General features: G+C 69.5%; 22 protein-coding genes. 6 read left to right on the top strand and 16 right to left on the bottom strand.

The genetic code is table 11. The features are described 5' to 3' along the window. Positions 1-79: 79 nt before the first annotated feature. Positions 80-1,243 (bottom strand): alanine racemase, encoded by a 1,164-nt coding sequence (gene alr / locus ACFV9W_RS05755; RefSeq protein ID WP_385755930.1) that lies wholly within the window; start codon positions 1,241-1,243, stop codon positions 80-82. Between the two features lie 123 nt (positions 1,244-1,366). On the opposite strand from alr, the gene ACFV9W_RS05750 reads away from it, so the two are divergent. The 3 genes from ACFV9W_RS05750 to infA (ACFV9W_RS05740) all read left to right on the top strand — a co-directional run bounded on the left by ACFV9W_RS05750 (position 1,367) and on the right by infA (ACFV9W_RS05740) (position 4,035). Then, positions 1,367-2,812 (top strand): NAD(P)H-hydrate dehydratase, encoded by a 1,446-nt coding sequence (locus ACFV9W_RS05750; protein WP_385755928.1) that lies wholly within the window; start codon positions 1,367-1,369, stop codon positions 2,810-2,812. A 183-nt stretch (positions 2,813-2,995) separates the two neighbouring features. Continuing rightward, positions 2,996-3,790 carry a GNAT family N-acetyltransferase gene (locus ACFV9W_RS05745; RefSeq protein ID WP_385755926.1) on the top strand — a complete coding sequence of 265 codons (795 nt, stop codon included), beginning with the start codon at positions 2,996-2,998 and terminating at the stop codon, positions 3,788-3,790. A gap of 17 nt (positions 3,791-3,807) precedes the next feature. After that, a complete protein-coding gene (gene infA, locus ACFV9W_RS05740) occupies positions 3,808-4,035 on the top strand; it encodes a translation initiation factor IF-1 (protein ID WP_385755924.1) in 228 nt (75 codons plus the stop codon). 56 nt (positions 4,036-4,091) lie between these two features. On the opposite strand, the gene ACFV9W_RS05735 is transcribed toward infA (ACFV9W_RS05740), so the two are convergent. Both ACFV9W_RS05735 and ACFV9W_RS05730 read right to left on the bottom strand, forming a co-directional pair. Next, positions 4,092-4,463, bottom strand: coding sequence for a holo-ACP synthase (locus ACFV9W_RS05735; RefSeq protein WP_385755922.1), 372 nt, complete (start codon positions 4,461-4,463; stop codon positions 4,092-4,094). Between the two features lie 45 nt (positions 4,464-4,508). After that, positions 4,509-4,769: a hypothetical protein gene (locus tag ACFV9W_RS05730; RefSeq protein WP_385755920.1), complete on the bottom strand. Its 261-nt coding sequence runs from the start codon at positions 4,767-4,769 to the stop codon at positions 4,509-4,511. Between the two features lie 186 nt (positions 4,770-4,955). On the opposite strand from ACFV9W_RS05730, the gene coaA reads away from it, so the two are divergent. Then, the gene (gene coaA, locus ACFV9W_RS05725) at positions 4,956-5,969 is read left to right on the top strand and encodes a type I pantothenate kinase (protein WP_385755918.1); all 1,014 of its coding nucleotides are present in this window, start codon (positions 4,956-4,958) and stop codon (positions 5,967-5,969) included. A gap of 16 nt (positions 5,970-5,985) precedes the next feature. Continuing rightward, positions 5,986-6,936 (top strand): DUF389 domain-containing protein, encoded by a 951-nt coding sequence (locus ACFV9W_RS05720; RefSeq protein ID WP_385755916.1) that lies wholly within the window; start codon positions 5,986-5,988, stop codon positions 6,934-6,936. Here ACFV9W_RS05720 and glmM read toward each other — a convergent pair. From glmM to rplM, 3 genes are all read right to left on the bottom strand, one after another. After that, positions 6,933-8,291: a phosphoglucosamine mutase gene (gene glmM / locus ACFV9W_RS05715; RefSeq protein WP_385755914.1), complete on the bottom strand. Its 1,359-nt coding sequence runs from the start codon at positions 8,289-8,291 to the stop codon at positions 6,933-6,935. The genes ACFV9W_RS05720 and glmM overlap by 4 nt on opposite strands. A 99-nt stretch (positions 8,292-8,390) precedes the next feature. Then, the gene (gene rpsI, locus ACFV9W_RS05710; protein ID WP_327661994.1) at positions 8,391-8,906 is read right to left on the bottom strand and encodes a 30S ribosomal protein S9; all 516 of its coding nucleotides are present in this window, start codon (positions 8,904-8,906) and stop codon (positions 8,391-8,393) included. A gap of 44 nt (positions 8,907-8,950) precedes the next feature. Beyond that, positions 8,951-9,394 (bottom strand): 50S ribosomal protein L13, encoded by a 444-nt coding sequence (gene rplM / locus ACFV9W_RS05705; protein ID WP_385755911.1) that lies wholly within the window; start codon positions 9,392-9,394, stop codon positions 8,951-8,953. Between the two features lie 358 nt (positions 9,395-9,752). Here rplM and ACFV9W_RS05700 point away from each other — a divergent pair, with 358 nt between their 5' ends. Further along, entirely contained in the window at positions 9,753-10,601 is an 849-nt protein-coding gene (locus ACFV9W_RS05700) for a hypothetical protein (RefSeq protein ID WP_385755909.1), read from the top strand. A 21-nt stretch (positions 10,602-10,622) separates the two neighbouring features. On the opposite strand, the gene truA is transcribed toward ACFV9W_RS05700, so the two are convergent. From truA to secY, 10 genes are all read right to left on the bottom strand, one after another. Beyond that, positions 10,623-11,477, bottom strand: coding sequence for a tRNA pseudouridine(38-40) synthase TruA (gene truA / locus ACFV9W_RS05695; RefSeq protein ID WP_385755907.1), 855 nt, complete (start codon positions 11,475-11,477; stop codon positions 10,623-10,625). A 94-nt stretch (positions 11,478-11,571) separates the two neighbouring features. Continuing rightward, complete coding sequence (rplQ, locus tag ACFV9W_RS05690) at positions 11,572-12,057, bottom strand: 50S ribosomal protein L17 (protein WP_385755905.1); 486 nt, start codon at positions 12,055-12,057, stop codon at positions 11,572-11,574. A gap of 168 nt (positions 12,058-12,225) precedes the next feature. Next, positions 12,226-13,248: a DNA-directed RNA polymerase subunit alpha gene (locus tag ACFV9W_RS05685; protein WP_003966937.1), complete on the bottom strand. Its 1,023-nt coding sequence runs from the start codon at positions 13,246-13,248 to the stop codon at positions 12,226-12,228. A gap of 143 nt (positions 13,249-13,391) precedes the next feature. Beyond that, on the bottom strand, positions 13,392-13,796 hold the full coding sequence (rpsK, locus tag ACFV9W_RS05680; RefSeq protein ID WP_003948617.1) for a 30S ribosomal protein S11: 405 nt from the start codon (positions 13,794-13,796) through the stop codon (positions 13,392-13,394). Positions 13,797-13,861: 65 nt separating this feature from the next. After that, positions 13,862-14,242, bottom strand: coding sequence for a 30S ribosomal protein S13 (rpsM, locus tag ACFV9W_RS05675; RefSeq protein ID WP_385755903.1), 381 nt, complete (start codon positions 14,240-14,242; stop codon positions 13,862-13,864). A 210-nt stretch (positions 14,243-14,452) separates the two neighbouring features. Next, a complete protein-coding gene (rpmJ, locus tag ACFV9W_RS05670) occupies positions 14,453-14,566 on the bottom strand; it encodes a 50S ribosomal protein L36 (protein ID WP_003974245.1) in 114 nt (37 codons plus the stop codon). Between the two features lie 58 nt (positions 14,567-14,624). Further along, positions 14,625-14,846, bottom strand: a complete 222-nt coding sequence (gene infA, locus ACFV9W_RS05665) for a translation initiation factor IF-1 (RefSeq protein WP_003948620.1) — start codon at positions 14,844-14,846, stop codon at positions 14,625-14,627. A gap of 379 nt (positions 14,847-15,225) precedes the next feature. Continuing rightward, on the bottom strand, positions 15,226-16,062 hold the full coding sequence (gene map / locus ACFV9W_RS05660) for a type I methionyl aminopeptidase (RefSeq protein ID WP_385755899.1): 837 nt from the start codon (positions 16,060-16,062) through the stop codon (positions 15,226-15,228). A 131-nt stretch (positions 16,063-16,193) separates the two neighbouring features. Beyond that, positions 16,194-16,841, bottom strand: coding sequence for an adenylate kinase (locus ACFV9W_RS05655; protein ID WP_385755897.1), 648 nt, complete (start codon positions 16,839-16,841; stop codon positions 16,194-16,196). Then, positions 16,841-18,154 (bottom strand): preprotein translocase subunit SecY, encoded by a 1,314-nt coding sequence (gene secY, locus ACFV9W_RS05650; RefSeq protein ID WP_385755895.1) that lies wholly within the window; start codon positions 18,152-18,154, stop codon positions 16,841-16,843. The genes ACFV9W_RS05655 and secY overlap by 1 nt, the downstream gene beginning before the upstream one ends. Positions 18,155-18,360 lie beyond the last annotated feature (206 nt).

The raw sequence follows: 18,360 nt of genomic DNA, 5'->3' as shown, positions 1-18,360 counted from the left end.
GGGTTACCCGTTCCGTTGCCGCTTCACATGGTGGCGGCTCGGACGGCCGTGTCGGTGGACCTTCAACCCGTGACGCCGGTCACGCGCGCGTGGCGCCCTCTTCGTCCACGTAGACGCGCGGCACGCGGGAACCGATGCGCGTCACGATCTCGTACGCGATGGTGCCCGCCGCGACCGCCCAGTCCTCGGCGGTCGGCTCGCCGCCGTCACCAGGCCCGAAGAGCACCGCCTCGTCGCCCGCGGCCGGCTCGTCGCCGCCGAGGTCGACGACGAACTGGTCCATGGCCACGCGGCCCGCGATCGTGCGCCGCTTGCCGCCGATCAGGACCGGGGCCGTGCCGGACGCGTGTCGCGGGATGCCGTCCGCGTAGCCGAGCGGGACGAGGCCGAGCGTCGTCTCGCCCGGTGTGACGTAGTGATGCCCGTAACTGACGCCGAGTCCACCCGGCGCGTGCTTCACGAGCGCGAGATTCGCCTTCAGCGTCATCACGGGACGCAGGCCGAAGTCGCCGGGAGCGCCCACCTCGGCGCTCGGCGAGATCCCGTACATCGCGATGCCGGGGCGGACGAGGTCGAAGTGCGTCTCGGGCAGCGTCAGCGTCCCCGGCGAGTTGGCGATGTGCCGGACCTCGGGGGTGACGCCCGCGGCCTCCGCGTGCGCGACCATCTCCCGGAAGGCGGTCAGCTGGGCGGCGATGGAGGGGTGCCCCGGCTCGTCGGCGCACGCGAAGTGCGACCAGAGCCCCGTGACGTTCACGAACCCGTCCCGCTGCGCCTTCAGCGCCTCGCGCACGAGCTCCGGCCAGTCGCCGGGCAGGCATCCGTTCCGCCCGAGCCCGGTGTCGGCCTTGAGCTGGATACGGGCGGTCCGGCCCGTCGCGCGCGCGGCGTCGACGACCTCGCGCAGCGCCCACATGCCGCTCACCGACATGTCGAGATCGGCCTCGATGCCCTCGCGCCAGGGGCCGCCCGGCACCCACAGCCAGCACAGGATCCGCCCAGGCAGCCCCGCCGCCCGCAGCTCAAGGGCCTCCTCGGCGGTGGCGGCCCCCAGCCACTCGGCGCCCGCCTCCTTGGCGGCGCGGGCGACCGGGAGCATCCCGTGCCCGTACGCGTCCGCCTTCACGACGGCCATGAACGCGGCCCCCGGCGCGTGCGCGCGCAGGGTCCTCACGTTGGCCTTGAGCGCGGCCAGATCGATCTCGGCGCGGGCGCGGAGCGGGGCAGTCACGTTCTCGTTCATGGTGAGGTCAGTGTCTCAGAGGGCAGTGACACACAATCCGTTGGCCAATCCGGCACAAATCACTTCGACCGGGACGGCGGCTCGCCTCGGCCGAGTCCTCGTCCCTGAGGGACACTCGATGGCATGCGACTCGCCCACGACGTAGAGACGGTCAGGTCCGCCGAGCGCGCCCTCATGGCGCGGCTGCCCGAGGGCGCGCTGATGCAGCGCGCGGCGGCCGGTCTCGCCACCGCCTGCGCCGACCTCCTCGGCAAGGTGTACGGCGCCCGCGTCACCCTCCTCGTCGGCTCGGGGGACAACGGCGGCGACGCCCTGTACGCGGGCGCCCGCCTGGCCCGGCGCGGCGCGGGCGTCACGGCGCTGCTGCTCTCCCCCGACCGGGCGCACCCCGGCGGCCTCGCGGCGCTGCGCGCGGCGGGCGGCACGGTCCTCGACGCGCAGGACGAGCGCGCCACGGAACGCGTGGGCCGCGCCGACCTCGTCGTCGACGGCATCGTGGGCATCGGCGGCAAGGGCGGCCTGCGCCCCCGCGCGGCCGAACTGGCCGACGCGGCACGCGGTACCGTCGTCGCCGTCGACCTCCCGAGCGGCGTGGACGCCGACACCGGCGAGGTGCGCGGCGAAGCCGTCCGCGCCGACGCGACCGTCACCTTCGGAACGTACAAGCCGGGCCTGCTCGTCGACCCGGCGCGGGAGTACGCGGGCGCGCTCCGCCTCGTCGACATCGGCCTCGAACTCGCCCCCGCCGACACGGGGTTGGAGGCGCTCCAGTACGCGGACGTGGCGGCACTGCTCCCCCGGCCGACCGGCGAGAGCGACAAGTACCGGCGCGGCGTCGTCGGCATCGTCGCGGGCTCCGCGCGCTACCCCGGCGCGGCGGTCCTGGCGGTGGCGGGCGCGCTGCACGGCGGGGCCGGGGCGGTGCGGTACGTGGGGCCTGCCGCGGACGCGGTGCTCGCCCGTTTCCCGGAGACGCTCGTCTCGGCCGGGCCGCCCGCGAAGGCGGGCCGGGTCCAGGCGTGGGTGATCGGCCCCGGCCTCGGCGACGACGCCTCGGGCCTGCACGACGTCCTGGACTCGGACGTCCCGGTCCTGATCGACGCGGACGGGCTGCGCCTCGCCGACCCGGCGACGGTCCGCGAGCGCACGGCGCCCACCGTCCTCACCCCGCACGCCGGGGAGGCGGCCGCGCTCCTCGGTGTGACGCGCGACGCGGTGGAGGCCGAACGCCTCGCATCCGTACGGGAACTGGCGGCCCGCTACGACGCCACGGTCCTCCTCAAGGGCTCCACGACCCTGGTGGCGCCGCCGGACGAAGCCCGCCCGGCCCGCGTGAACCCCACCGGCACCCCGTGGCTCGCCACGGCCGGCAGCGGCGACGTCCTCTCCGGCCTGACCGGCTCCCTGCTCGCGGCGGGCCTCGCCCCGCTGGACGCGGCCTCGGTCGGCGCCCATCTGCACGGGCTCGCGGCACGGCACGCGGCGGACGGGGCGCCGGTCTCCGCACAGGACGTGGCGGGGGCGCTGCGCAGCGCCTGGCGGGACGTCGCGGAAAACCGCTTTGCCTGACGCCCGCCCCTTGCTACCTTCATCGACGACCGTGCAAGGCACAGCTGGGAGGTGAGACCCGTGAACGCAGTCACCCATGGGTGCTCCCTCAGCTCGTCACGGTCCGGCGGCTGACAGCAGGTGTCGCCGGGAGCGCCCCGAAGATCTCACGATCGATCGAGCGCCTCCCGAGAGGAGACACCGATGAACACTGAACGCACCCGCCCCACAGCCCCACCACCGCTCGTCGTCACCCGCGTGGCCGACCATCAATGGCACGCCCTGGAGAACGACGAGGTGATCGGCCGCGGCCACGCCTCGCACCGGCCCGACGGCCGCCTCTTCATCAGCGTCGACGCCTGGCACGACACCGCGTTCGCGGCCCTGGCCGGGACGCTGCTCACGGACCTGCCGGGCCCGCTGCACACCGTCGTCGACGCGAGCGACACCGAACTGACGTCGAAATGGCGGGAGTTCGGCTTCTCGGTCGGCCGCGGCGAGTGGGAGTACGCGGTCCCCACCGACCCCGCCGTCACGGGACTCGGCGCGGCGCGCCCGCCCGCGGACGTCACCGTCGTCCCGTACGGCGCGGCGGACGAGACCCGGCTGCGCGCCCTCGACCGCACCGTCAGGGACGAGGTCGAGGCCACGGTCGGCTGGCGCACCATGCCCGCCGAGGTGCGGCCACTGCCGCCAGGGGTCACGGTCGTCGACCCCACGAAGTACGCCGCGGCCGAGGCCCCGGACGGCTCCTACCTGGGCCTCCTGCGCCTGGCCACGGCCACCCGGCGCCCCCGTATCGGCCTGCTCGCGGTCCGTACCGACGCGCGGCGCCGCGGCATCGCGCGGGCCCTCCTCGCCGACGTACTGCACACCCTGCACCGCTGCGGCGTACAGGAGGCGTCGGCCGAGGTGGACGAGGCGAACGAAGCGGCGAAGGCCCTCTTCGAGGGCATCGGCGCGCGGCGCGTGAACCGCGCACTGGAGCTGGTCCGATGAGTGAGGCGAGGAGGGGCGTGAAGAACGCCGGAGGCGGCGGCGTACACGCCGAGGGCACCGTCGTCGAGTGCCTGCGCAGCGCCATGTTCACCGTGGAGCTCGACAACGGGCACCGGGTGCTCGCGCACGTCAGCGGCAAGATCCGCAAGAACTACATCAAGATCCTGCTGGCGGACCGGGTCCAGGTGGAGATCACTCCGTACGACCTGAACCGGGGCCGCATCGTGTTCCGCCACCGGGCATAGGGCCCACCGGCCGAGGGGCGGGGGCTCGGGCAGCGGCGCAGGTCCCTGCCCCACCCCTACCCCTCGGCCACCACCACCGCGGACGCGACGCCCGCGTCGTGGCTCAGCGAGACGTGGAACCCCCGCACACCCAGCTCCGCCGCCCGCGCGGCCACCGTCCCCGACACCCGGAGCCGGGGCTGCCCGCTCTCCTCGACCCACACCTCGGCGTCGGTCCAGCGCAGCCCGGCGGGTGCGCCGAGCGCCTTGGCGACGGCCTCCTTGGCCGCGAACCGGGCGGCCAGCGAGGCGATCCCGCGCCGCTCCCCGCTGGGCAGCAGCAGCTCGTCGTCCAGGAAGAGGCGCCCGGCCATGCCCGGCGTGCGCTCCAGCGACGCGGCGAACCGCTCGATCTCGGCCACGTCGATACCGACCCCGATGATGCTCATGCACCAGACCTTAGAGCCTGGGTCCGAGCACCCGCCGGGACGGCCTCAGGCCGGCCACCCCTGGTCGATCCGGTCCCGCGCGTCCCGCACGAGCGCGAGGTACTCGATCTCCTCGCAGCGCGGCTTGCTGCCGAGCCGGTAGAAGTCGAGGCAGTCGTCCAGGTCCTCGACGATGTCCTCGTCGGGCAGTTCGAGCGCGAGTTCGCTGTGGACCCGGCTCGCCCAGTCGTCCATGGCCCAGTCGTCCTCGGAGCGGCCGTCCGCATGCCTGCGGCGGACGAATTTCGGCACACGAAGCGCGGTCATCACGGTTCCCCTCCCGCCCCGCCGACAGCGTTCCGTCCCACGGGTGCACGGAATGTATCGCCACCTCCACGCGGGGGCCATACCTGCCCACAGCTGTGGCGAACCTGTGACGAACGGGTTTCCCGCATCCCCCGGCGTGACACACCCCACCTGCCGCCGCGGGCCACACTGCCGTAACAATGGACTGTGATCTCTCCGGTCTCCGAGTCCAAGGCACAAGCGACCTCCCGGAGCACCCACCGGCAGAAGCCGGAGGTGACTCCCTACGTCGACCTCACCCGCACCGAATGGAGCGCACTGCGCGACAAGACGCCACTGCCGCTGACCGCGGAAGAGCTGGAGCGGCTGCGCGGCCTCGGTGACGTGATCGACCTGGACGAGGTCCGCGACATCTATCTGCCGCTCTCCCGCCTGCTGAACCTGTACGTGGGCGCGACCGACGGCCTGCGCGGGGCGCTCAACACGTTCCTCGGCGAGACCAACAAGAAGGCCGCCCAGTCCGGCACGCCCTTCGTCATAGGGGTCGCCGGCTCCGTCGCGGTCGGCAAGTCGACCGTCGCGCGCCTCCTGCAGGCCCTGCTCTCCCGCTGGCCCGAGCACCCGCGCGTCGAGCGCGTCACCACCGACGGGTTCCTGCTCCCCACCAAGGAGCTCCAGGCCCGCGGCCTGATGTCCCGCAAGGGCTTCCCCGAGTCGTACGACCGCCGGGCCCTGACCCGCTTCGTCGCCGACATCAAGGCGGGCAAGGACGAGGTGACCGCCCCCGTCTACTCGCACCTGATCTACGACATCGTGCCCGGCGAGAAGCTCGTCGTGCGCCGCCCCGACATCCTCATCGTCGAGGGCCTGAACGTGCTGCAGCCCGCCCTGCCCGGCAAGGACGGCCGCACCCGCGTCGGCCTCGCCGACTACTTCGACTTCAGCGTGTACGTCGACGCCCGCGCCGAGGACATCGAGGCCTGGTACCTGAACCGCTTCCGCAAGCTGCGCGCGACGGCCTTCCAGGACCCGTCCTCGTACTTCAGGAAGTACACCCAGGTCTCCGAGGAGGAGGCCCTCGACTACGCGCGCACCACCTGGCGCACCATCAACAAGGTGAACCTGCTGGAGAACGTGGCCCCGACGCGCGGCCGCGCGGGCCTCGTCATCCGCAAGGGCCCCGACCACAAGGTGCAACGACTGCGGCTGCGCAAGCTGTAGCTGCTAGAAAGGCGCCATGCTGCATCTGCGCCTGATCACGCCGTCCGACACCACGGGCGACGTGGTGCGCCTCATCGAGGGGACGACCGGCACCACGCACCTCGTGGTGCTGCCGGACTGCGCCCGCAACCCGTCGGGCGATGTCGTCATGTGCGACGTCGCCCGCGAGGCCGGGGACGAACTCATCGGCGGACTGCGGAAGTTGGGGCTCGACAAATCGGGCTCCATCTCCGTCGAGAACATCGACCTGTCGCTGTCGCTGCGCGCCGACAGGGCCGAGGAGGACGCGCCGGGCGAGGGCGCGGACGCGGTCCTGTGGGAGCAGCTCTCGGACGCCACGCACGAGGAGTCCACGCTCACCATCACGTACGTGGCGTTCCTGGTCATCGCGACGATGATCGCGGCCTGCGGTGTCGTGCTCGACAACGCGATCCTGATCGTGGGCGCCATGGCGGTCGGCCCGGAGTTCGGCCCGCTCGCCGGATTCTGCACGGCATTGGTGCGGCGCTCGCCGCGCCTCGCGTGGCGTTCCCTGGTCGCCCTGCTCGTCGGCTTCGCGGTGGCGATGGCGGTGACGGTGGGCTTCAGCTACTTCATGGACGCCGTGAACCTGTTCAGCGAGGGCCAGTTGGAGGGCGACCGCCCCAACACCGGGTTCGTCTACGCGCCCGACTGGTTCTCGTTCGTGGTGGCCGTGCTCGCGGGCGCGGCCGGCACCCTCTCGCTCACGTCGGCGAAGTCCGGCGCGCTCGTGGGCGTCGCCATCTCGGTCACCACGGTCCCGGCGGCGGCCAACGCCGCGGTGGCGCTCAGCTACGGGGACATGGGCCAGATGTGGGGCTCGACCCAGCAGCTCCTGCTGAACCTGCTGGGGATCGTGCTCGCCGGTACGTCCACGCTCCTCGCCCAGAAGTACCTCTGGGCCAAGCAGCGCGAACGTACCGCGGCCAAACTTGCCGGGAGCTAGCCCAGCGCCGACTTCACGACGTCGGCCAGGCGCTCCGCGACGGACCGGGCCTGCGCGATGTCCGCGGCCTCGACCATCACCCGCACCAGCGGCTCGGTCCCGGAGGAGCGCAGCAACACCCGCCCGGTCGCGCCGAGTTCACGCTCCGCGTCCGCCACGGCCGACTGCAGCTCCGCGGACGTGGCGACGCGGGACTTGTCCACGTCCGGCACATTGATGAGCACCTGCGGCAGCCGCTCCATGACGCTCGCCAGGTCCTTCAGCGTCCGCCCGGTCTGCGCGACGCGCGCCGCGAGCAGCAGGCCCGTCAGCGTGCCGTCGCCGGTCGTCGCGTGGTCGAGGACGATGACGTGGCCGGACTGCTCGCCGCCGAGCGCGAACCCGTTCTCCTTCATGTTCTCCAGGACGTACCGGTCGCCGACGGCGGTCTGCACGAGGTTGATGCCCTCGCGCTCCATCGCCAGCTTCAGTCCCAGGTTCGACATGACGGTCGCGACCAGCGTGTCGTCGCGCAGCACGCCGCGCGCCTTCATGTCGAGCGCGAGGACGGCCATGATCTGGTCGCCGTCGACCTCGGACCCGGTGTGGTCCACGGCCAGGCAGCGGTCGGCGTCCCCGTCGTGCGCGATGCCGAAGTCGGCCCCGTGCTCGACGACGGCGGCCTTCAGCAGGTCCAGGTGGGTCGACCCGCACCCGTCGTTGATGTTCAGCCCGTCCGGGTCCGCGCCGATCGTGATGATCTCGGCGCCGACGCGGGTGAAGGCCTCCGGGGAGACCCGCGAGGCCGCGCCGTGCGCCTCGTCGAGGACGATCTTCAGGCCCTCGAGCCGGTTCGGCAGCACGCCCGCGAGGTGCGCGATGTACTGGTCGAGGCCCTCGCCGTACGACTTCACGCGGCCGACGCCCGCGCCCGTCGGGCGGTTCCACGGGGCGCCGGTGCTGTGCTCCTCGTAGATCGCCTCGATGCGGTCCTCGAGCGCGTCGTCCAGCTTGTGGCCGCCGCGGGCGAGGAACTTGATGCCGTTGTCCGGCATGGCGTTGTGGCTCGCGGAGAGCATCACACCGAGGTCGGCGCCGAGAGCACCCGTCAGGTACGCGACCGCGGGCGTGGGCAGCACGCCCACGCGCAGCACGTCGACTCCGGCGCTGGCCAGGCCCGCGACGACCGCGGCCTCCAGGAACTCGCCCGAGGCACGCGGATCACGGCCGACCACGGCCACCGGGCGATGGCCCTCAAAACTGCCCGCCTCGCCCAGAACATGTGCCGCCGCCACCGACAGACCGAGCGCGAGCTCCGCCGTCAGATCCGCGTTGGCGACGCCGCGCACGCCGTCCGTGCCGAAGAGTCGTCCCACCTTGATGTCCTCCGAACCTTCACATCGTCATAAGCCGAACGCCCCGGCGGCACGATACGTGCCGCCGGGGCGAACGGAAGTACAAGCAGGCAGCGAAATTTAGCGCTTGCTGTACTGCGGGGCCTTGCGGGCCTTCTTGAGACCGGCCTTCTTGCGCTCGACCGCACGGTCGTCGCGGCGGAGGTAGCCGGCCTTCTTGAGGGCGCCGCGGTTGTTGTCCACGTCGGCCTCGTTCAGCGCGCGGGCCACGCCGAGGCGCAGGGCGCCGGCCTGACCGGAGACGCCGCCACCCGAGATGCGGGCGATGACGTCGTAGCGGCCGTCGAGCTCGAGCACCTTGAAGGGCTCGTTGACTTCCTGCTGGTGCACCTTGTTCGGGAAGTAGTCCTCGAGCGTGCGCCCGTTGACCTTCCACTTGCCGGTGCCGGGCACGATGCGAACGCGCGCGATGGCGTTCTTGCGGCGGCCCAGGCCGGCGGCCGGCTGCGGGTCACCGAAGCGCGCCGGGTTGGACTCCGAGGTGTACTCGCCCTCGACGGGGGCGTCGGACTCGGTGGTGTAGCTCTCGACGTCGGCGATCTCTTCGACCGGCGTCTCGGCAGTGGTCTCGGCCACGATTCTCCTCAGATTCTTTTCTGTCTTAGGGGGTGTGGCCGGAACTACTGCGCGACCTGGGTGATCTCGAACGGCACCGGCTGCTGGGCAGCGTGCGGGTGCGTGTCGCCCGAGTAGACCTTCAGCTTCGAGAGCATCTGACGGCCGAGCGTGTTCTTGGGAAGCATGCCCTTGATGGCCTTCTCGACGGCCTTCTCCGGGTTCTTCTCCAGAAGCTCGTCGTAGCGCACGGAGCGCAGACCGCCCGGGTAGCCGGAGTGGCGGTACGCCATCTTCTGGGTCTTCTTGTTGCCGGACAGGTGCACCTTGTCGGCGTTGATGATGACGACGAAGTCGCCAGCGTCGACGTGCGGCGCGTAGATCGGCTTGTGCTTGCCACGCAGAAGGGTGGCAGCGGTGGTCGCCAGACGGCCCAGGACAACGTCCTGAGCGTCAATGACGTGCCACTGGCGAGTGATGTCGCCGGGCTTGGGGCTGTACGTACGCACGGTCGTATGCCTTCGCTTCTTCAGTGAATGGGGTCCTGACACACGGCACCACTGAAGCGATCATGCAGCTGGGGCTCACAAAGGCCGGGGACGCTAACCCGTATGCGAGCCACTGGTAACTGCTCCAGGGAACCTACGTAAGGGCCCTTCGCGTGAGAACGACCAAGCCAATACGTATAACAAATGCCGAGGATACCCGCGCCGCCCTGTACGGGTCAAAACGCGTGGGCCCCGGTGAACCGGAGGCCCTGTATCCCACTGTGCCGTGTGCCTTCACGGTAACGCGCCGGAACCCCTCACACCTCCACCACGGGACGAGGTCAATGCCACACAGGGCCGTACCTCTAAGATGCGCCCCATGAGTTTCGGGCAAGGGGGATCCCCGTGGGGGCCCAATGACGGCGGGTCGACCCCGGACTGGGCGTCGCTCGCGGAGGCATCAGAGGCACGCGCGCGCAAGAAGCGGTGGATGGTGATCGGCGGCGCGATCGTCGCCACGCTCGCCGTCGGCTCGGCGGTCGCGTGGGGCATCGTCTCGACGAACAACAAGAACGACGCCGCCAACAAACCGGCCGAACAGCTGCCGAGCACGGCCGCCATCCCCAGCGAGGGCAAGTCGGGAGGGCCGTCCTTCGACGCGACGACCCCGCCGCCCCCGCTCAACCCGAACGACTTCATCAACAGCGCCGCGAAGGACAAGGCCCCGCTCAGCGCGGACAGCCTCTTCCCCGGCAAGCAGTTCACCGCCGGTGACCGCGTGTACACGAAGGGCGCCACGGCCCGCACCACCAACTGCTCCTCGGCCGCGCAGAAGGGCCTGTCCGGGATCCTGAAGAGCAACAACTGCCAGCAGCTGATCCGCGCCACGTACTACAAGGGCAACTCCGCGGTCACCATCGGTGTCGCCGTCTTCAAGACGAAGGCGGAGGCGAACAAGGCCAAGGAGCAGTACGACTTCGACGGCACGGTCGCCTCGCTGCCGGGCTCCGGGGTGCCCACGTTCTGCCGCACCACGGTGTGCCGCCAGACCGCCAACTCGGTGGGCCGCTACACGTACTTCACCAACGGCGGCCTCACCAACGGCCAGGACGCCACGAAGAAGGACACCATGGTGTTCTCCCTCGGCGACGACCTCCAGGAGTTCGCCTTCCAGCAGATCAAGCGGCGCGGCGAGGTCCAGGCCTCCGCGGCGGCGGCCTCGGGCTGACCGCCGCCCCGGGCGCCGCTCTCAGCAGCAGCCGGCGCCCGGGAGCGTCCGCTTGTTGCGGGCTTCCTTGTTGCGCGCGGCGAGCAGCTCGTCGGCCGGGTAGCCGACCTCTTCCAGGGTCAGCCCGTGCGGCCGCACCACGTGCACGGCGGAGTCCCGCACACCGGCGGCGAGCACCTTGCCGGGCCAGTCGGCCGGCCGGTGCCCGTCCCCCACGAACAGCAGCGCCCCGATCAGGGACCGCACCATGTTGTGGCAGAAGGCGTCGGCCCGCACGGTCGCGGTGACGATCCCGTCCGCGTCGCGCACGAGGCTCAGCTCCTGCAGCGTACGAATGGTGGTCGCGCCCTCGCGCTTCTTGCAGTAGGCCGCGAAGTCGTGCTCACCGAGCAGCCGCTCGGCGGCCTCGTTCATGGCGTCGACGTCCAGCGGCCAGTCGTGCCACAGCACGTGCCCGCGCAGCAGCGGGTCGACGCCGCCGGGGTGATCGGTCACCCGGTACGCGTACCGCCGCCAGATCGCCGAGAAACGGGCGTTGAAGCCGCTCGGCGCCTCGGCCACCGACCACACCCGTACGTCCTTCGGCAGCCGCCCCGCGAGCCGCTTCAGCAGCTTCTCCCGGTGCTCGCCCCACACGTCCAGCGGCAGGTCCACGTGCGCGACCTGGCCCCGCGCGTGCACCCCCGCGTCGGTCCGCCCGGCGACCGTCAGGTCGTACGTCTGCTCGGACCGCGTCACCGTACGGAGCGCGTCCTCGATCTCGCCCTGCACGGTCCGCCGCCCGGAGGCCTGCTTGGCCCAGCCGGAGAAGTCCTTGCCGGCGTAGCTCACGTCGAGCCGCAGCCGCACGAACCCCTCGGCCACCTCATCACTCACAACAAAAATCCTTCACGGGAAACGGGAAGCGGGAGAAACGTAAGAGCGGGCCCGCCCCGAAAGGGCGGACCCGCTCATACACAAGGCGTCAGCCTCAGGCGTCCTTCGACTCCTCGGCGGCAGCCTCGGCCGGAGCCTCGGTCTGCGCCTCGGCGGCCTCGGCGTCCTTGGCGGCACGCTTGGTGGCGGCCTCGGCCTCACCGGTGGCCTGCTGCTGGACCGTCAGGGCCTCGACCAGCTCGATGACAGCCATGGGCGCGTTGTCGCCACGGCGGTTACCGATCTTGGTGATACGGGTGTAACCACCCGGACGGTTCTCGTAGCGCGGGGCGATCTCGGTGAAGAGCGTGTGGACGACGCCCTTGTCCGTGATGACCTGGAGCACCTGACGGCGGTTGTGAAGGTCGCCCTTCTTCGCCTTGGTGACCAGACGCTCCGCGTACGGACGCAGACGACGGGCCTTGGCCTCGGTCGTCGTGATCTTGCCGTGCTCGAAGAGCGACTTCGCGAGGTTCGCGAGAAGCAGCTTCTCGTGCGCGGCGCTGCCGCCCAGACGGGCACCCTTGGCGGGCTTCGGCATGATGTTTCTCCTAGGTGTCTGCCCCGGCCGTACTAGGTACCAGGGTCAGTATTCGAGCGAGCGGGATTGCCCGTCGAAGACCCCGAGCCCCCGATAGGGGGCGCGGGGAACTGCGCAACCGCAACCACGGCCCCGCAGCAGGTGATCCGTCCGCCGAAGCGGAGCGACTCAGTACTGCTCGGTCTCCACGAAGCCCGCGTCCGCGTCGTCGTCGGCGCCGAAGGCGTCGGCGGCGGCGGTCGGGTCGAACCCGGGAGGCGAGTCCTTGAGCGCCAGGCCCATGCCCGCGAGCTTGGCCTTGACCTCGTCGATCGACTTCGCACCGAAGTTGCGGATGTCGAGCAGGTCGGCCTCGGAGCGGGCGACGAGCTCACCCACGGAGTGGATGCCCTCGCGCTTGAGGCAGTTGTACGACCGAACGGTGAGCTCGAGCTCCTCGATCGGCAGCGCCAGATCGGCGGCGAGCGCGGCGTCCGTCGGGGACGGACCCATGTCGATGCCCTCGGCGTCGATGTTCAGCTCGCGAGCGAGACCGAACAGCTCGACCAGCGTCTTACCGGCGGACGCCATGGCGTCACGCGGACGCATGGCCTGCTTGGTCTCGACGTCGACGATCAGCTTGTCGAAGTCGGTGCGCTGCTCGACACGCGTGGCCTCGACCTTGTACGTGACCTTCAGAACCGGCGAGTAGATCGAGTCGACCGGGATGCGCCCGATCTCCTGACCGACCTGCTTGTTCTGGACGGCGGAGACGTAGCCGCGACCGCGCTCGACGGTCAGCTCCATCTCCAGCTTGCCCTTGCCGTTGAGCGTGGCGAGGACGAGGTCGGGGTTGTGCACCTCGACACCGGCCGGGGGCGCGATGTCGGCGGCGGTGACCAGACCCGGGCCCTGCTTGCGCAGGTACATCACGACCGGCTCGTCGTGCTCCGAGGAGACGACCAGCTGCTTGATGTTCAGGATGAGGTCGGTGACGTCCTCCTTGACGCCCGGCACGGTGGTGAACTCGTGCAGGACACCGTCGATGCGGATGCTGGTGACAGCAGCGCCGGGGATCGACGAGAGGAGGGTGCGGCGGAGGGAGTTGCCGAGGGTGTAGCCGAAGCCCGGCTCCAGCGGCTCGATCACGAACCGGGAGCGGAATTCGTCGACGACCTCTTCGGTCAACGAGGGACGCTGAGCGATCAGCATGAAGTGATTCCTTCAGTCATGGGCACCCACTATTTGATGCCCGACTAGTACTGCAATGGTACGGGCGGCACGACCTCGTACAAGAGACGAGAGCCGTACCGCCCGAAAACCTCAGACCAAGCGGCCTGCGCTACTGACCGAAATCAGACGCGGCGACGCTTGGGGGGACGGCAGCCGTTGTGCGGCGTCGGCGTGACGTCCTGGATCGAGCCGACCTCGAGGCCGGTCGCCTGCAGGGAGCGGATGGCGGTCTCGCGACCGGAACCCGGGCCCTTGACGAAGACGTCGACCTTGCGCATGCCGTGCTCCTGCGCGCGACGGGCAGCCGACTCGGCGGCCATCTGCGCGGCGAACGGCGTGGACTTGCGGGAGCCCTTGAAGCCGACGTGGCCGGCGGAGGCCCACGAGATCACGTTGCCGGTCGGGTCCGTGATGGACACGATCGTGTTGTTGAACGTGCTCTTGATGTGCGCGTGGCCGTGAGCGACGTTCTTCTTTTCCTTGCGGCGCACCTTCTTGGCAGCGCCCTGACGACCCTTGGGGGGCATGTCGTTCTCCTACAGGGAGGTGGTCGGTCCTACAGCGAAGACCGCTGGTGAGCGTCCGCTGAGGACTACTTCTTGCCCGGCTTCTTCTTACCGGCGATGGCGCGACGCGGGCCCTTGCGGGTACGAGCGTTCGTGCTGGTGCGCTGGCCGTGGACCGGCAGGCCGCGACGGTGGCGCAGACCCTGGTAGCAGCCGATCTCGACCTTGCGGCGGATGTCGGCCTGAATCTCGCGACGGAGGTCACCCTCGGTCTGGAAGTTCTGGTCCACGTACTCACGGATCTTCACGAGGTCGTCCTCGGAGATGTCGCGAACGCGGATGTTGCGGTCGACACCGATCGCGTCCAGCGTCTGCTGGGCGCGCGTGCGGCCGATGCCGAACACGTAGGTGAGGGCGACCTCGATGCGCTTCTCGCGCGGGAGGTCAACACCTTCAACGCGTGCCATTCATGGCTCCTGTTGATTCTTCGGAGGTCTGCAGCAGAACCACTCCCAGCCGCCGTCCCCTTTGTTCCAAAGGGTTGGTACGAACCGAGTCCCCGGCCTCCGACCGAAGGTGTCGCCACGACGGGATCCGTCGCCGGCGGGCTCTGCATATGTACTTAATGTGCTGCGTCGCGCGAGATCTACGAACGAACTGCAGTGAACGGGTCTGCGTCAGCCCTGGCGCTGCTTGTGGCGCGGGTTGTCGCAGATCACCATGACCCGACCGTGACGGCGGATCACCCTGCACTTGTCGCAGATCTTCTTGACGCTCGGCTTGACCTTCATGGGTGAGGTTCTCCGGGTCAGTTGCCGGCGGCCCGCCGAGGCGGGACTAGGGCAAGATCTACTTGTACCGGTAGACGATCCGGCCACGCGTGAGGTCGTACGGAGAAAGCTCCACCACGACCCGGTCGTCAGGGAGGATGCGGATGTAGTGCATGCGCATCTTGCCGCTGATGTGTGCCAGGACCTGGTGGCCGTTCTGGAGCTCGACCTTGAACATGGCGTTCGGCAGAGACTCAACGACAGTGCCCTCGATCTCGATGGCACCTTGCTTCTTGGCCACGCTTCGCCCTTCGAATCGACTACCTTGATCGACTTCCGTGCCCGCATGGAGACATGCGCATACACGAGAGCCGACGAGTCAGTCTACGTCAGTACCCCCGGAAAGACGAATCTCGTGATTCTGCCCCACCCCGGAGATCAATAAGCCCCACTGCACCGCCTTGGGCAATCTGCCGCCAGGGGCGGCAGGGCGGCACCCCGCCGCGGGGCGAGCGCACGTCCAGCCCCGCCCCGGCCATCAGCCCAGCGGATCCGGCGCCGCCGACCGATTCCTCAACGCCGCCCTCGCGGGCTCGGCGCCAGGGCGCCTCACAAGCTTCGAGCGGCTGCGCCGGCCTCCGACCGACGGCCACACCCCTGGCTCAGACCCGACCCCCAGTTCAGCCCAGCGGATCCGGCGCCGCCGTGACACCCAGCTCCGCGAGCTTCGCCTTGCCGCCGTCGGGGGATGTGAGGACCAGGGGGCCGTCCTCCGTGAGCGCGACCGAGTGCTCCCAGTGGGAGGACCAGGTGCCGTCCGTCGTGATGACCGTCCAGTCGTCCGAGAGCGTCTCCGTCTTCGGCGTACCGAGGGAGACCATCGGCTCGATGGCGAGGCAGAAGCCGGGGACGAGCTTCGGGCCCTTGCCGCGGCGGCGCTCGACGTAGTTCAGCAGGTGCGGGTCCATGTGCATCTCGGTGCCGATGCCGTGGCCGCCGTAGTCCTCGACGATCCCGTACTTGCCGCCGCCGGGCTTCGGCTGGCGGCGGATGTACGACTCGATGGCCCGGGAGATGTCGACCAGCCGGTTGCCCTGCTTCATCGCCGCGAGCCCGGCCCACATGGACTCCTCGGTGACCCGGGAGAGCTCGACCAGCTCCGGAGCGTGACCGGAGCCCACGAAGGCCGTGTACGCCGCGTCGCCGTGCCAGCCGTCCACGATGGCGCCCGCGTCGATCGAGATGATGTCGCCGTCCTCGAGGACGACCTCGTCGCTCGGGATGCCGTGCACCACGACCTCGTTCTTCGAGGTGCAGATGGTCGCGGGGAACCCTCCGTACCCGAGGAAGTTCGACTTCGCGCCGTGCTCGGCGAGCACCTTGCGGGCGACCTCGTCCAGATCCTTCGTCGTCGCGCCCGGCACGGCCGCCTCACGGGTCGCCGCGTGGATCGCCGCGACGACAAGCCCCGCCTCCCGCATCTTGCGAATCTGGTCGGGGGTCTTGATCTGCACCATGGGGGCCTGCGCTCTCCGTCATCCGGTACGAGGTACGAGGGTTACGTACGTCCAGTACCCACCAACACTAAGGCCGCGGCCCCCTCGACGGGGAACCGCGGCCTCAGGCACGTACAGCGGGCAGAACGCGACTAGCGCTCCAGGGCCTCCATGGCCCGGCCCGTGACTTCCTCGACCTTGCCCAGGGCGGAGATCGTCACGACGAGCCCCTGCTCCCGGTAGTAGTCGATGATCGGCTCGGTCTGCGTGTGGTAGACCTCGAGCCGCTTGCGCACGGTCTCTTCCTTGTCGTCGTCGCGCTGGTACAGCTCGCCGCCGCAGGTGTCGCAGACACCCTCGGTCTCGGGCTGCTTGTACGCGACGTGGAAGACGTGTGCCGAGTCGTTACGGCAGATGCGGCGGCCGGCGATGCGCTTGACCACCTCGTCCTCGGGGACCTCCAGATCGAGAACCGCGTCCAGCGTGACGTCGTCCGCCTTGAGGGCGACGTCGAGCGCCTCGGCCTGCGAGACGTTGCGCGGGAAGCCGTCGAGCAGGAAGCCGTTCACGGCGTCCGCCTGCTCCATGCGGTCCTTCGCCATCCCGATGGTGACCTCGTCCGGAACCAGCTGGCCGGCGTCCATGTAGGACTTGGCCTTCTTGCCCAGCTCCGTGCCCTGGCTGATGTTGGCACGGAAGAGGTCGCCCGTGGAGATGTGCGGAATCGACAGGTTCTTGGCCAGGAACGCGGCCTGCGTTCCCTTGCCAGCACCGGGCGGCCCGACGAGGACGATTCGCATCAGCGGAGGAACCCTTCGTAATTGCGCTGCTGGAGCTGGCTCTCGATCTGCTTCACCGTCTCCAGGCCGACACCCACGATGATCAGGATGCTCGTGCCACCGAACGGGAAGTTCTGGTTTGCCCCGAAACCAACCAACGCCATCGTCGGCACGAGAGCGATCAGGCCCAAGTACAGCGAACCCGGCCAGGTGATCCGGTTGAGCACGTACGAAAGGTACTCAGCGGTCGGTCGGCCAGCCCGGATGCCCGGGATGAAGCCACCATACTTCTTCATGTTGTCGGCGACTTCCTCGGGGTTGAACGAGATCGCCACGTAGAAGAACGCGAAGAAAACGATCAGGAGGAAGTACGTGACGATGTAAATCGGGTGATTTCCCTTGGTCAGGTGGTCGTCGATCCACACCTTCCACTGCGAATCTCCACCGGCGAACTGGGCGACCAGGGCCGGAATGTAGAGCAGCGAGGAGGCGAAGATGACAGGGATCACACCCGCCTGGTTCACCTTGAGCGGGATGTACGTGGACGTTCCGCCGTAGGAACGGCGGCCGATCATGCGCTTCGCGTACTGCACCGGAATACGGCGCTGGGCCTGCTCGACGAAGACCACCAGGGCGACCATGACCAAGCCGACCAGGATGACGGTGCCGAACTCGATCCAGCCGTCGGCCAGCGAGCCCTGCTTCTTGATGGCCCACAGGGCGGACGGGAAGGTGGCGGCGATCGAGATGAACATCAGGATCGACATGCCGTTGCCGATGCCCTTGTCGGTGACCAGCTCGCCGAGCCACATCATCACGCAGGTACCGGCGGTCATCGTGATGACCATCGTGATCGTGATGAAGATCGACTGGTCCGGGACGATCTCGCTGGCGACCGGGCAGCCCTGGAAGAGCGCGCCGGTACGGGCGGTGGCGACGAGGCCGGTGCCCTGAAGGATGGCAAGCGCCACGGTCAGATAACGCGTGTACTGAGTGATCTTCGCCGTGCCGGCCTGGCCCTCCTTCTTGAGGGCTTCGAGCCGCGGGATCACCACGGTGAGCAGCTGCAGAATGATGCTCGCGGTGATGTACGGCATGATGCCGAGCGCGAAGACCGTGATCTGCAACAGCGCGCCACCGCTGAACATGTTGACCAGACCGAACAGGCCGGAGCTGGAGTTGGCCTGGTTCATGCACGTTTGAACGTTCTGGTAATCCACGCCGGGGATCGGGATGTGCGCCCCGAGCCGGTAGATCACGATGATGCCCAGCGTGAAGAGCAGCTTCTTGCGCAGGTCGGGCGTCTTGAACGCCCGGGCGAACGCGGTGAGCACGGTGCCTCCTGCGACCCCCGCGCGCGTGCGTCAGAGGTGACGGTCTTGAGGATTCGACAAATACGTAAACGGTCTAACGGCCAAGACCCGGGATTGGTGCCGGGGGCACACAAAGCCCGGAACTTAACAGCGGACGCCACCTTACCGGCGTAACTGCCCCCCTTGGAACGACCAACCGGGGATGCCCCATATGTGGGGCATCCCCG

Origin of the sequence: Streptomyces sp. NPDC059897 (genome assembly GCF_042730865.1) — a bacterium.
In the GTDB taxonomy this organism is placed as follows: domain Bacteria; phylum Actinomycetota; class Actinomycetes; order Streptomycetales; family Streptomycetaceae; genus Streptomyces.
Note: the sequence above shows the minus strand (reverse complement) of the source record. Positions and strands in the feature narration are given on the sequence as shown.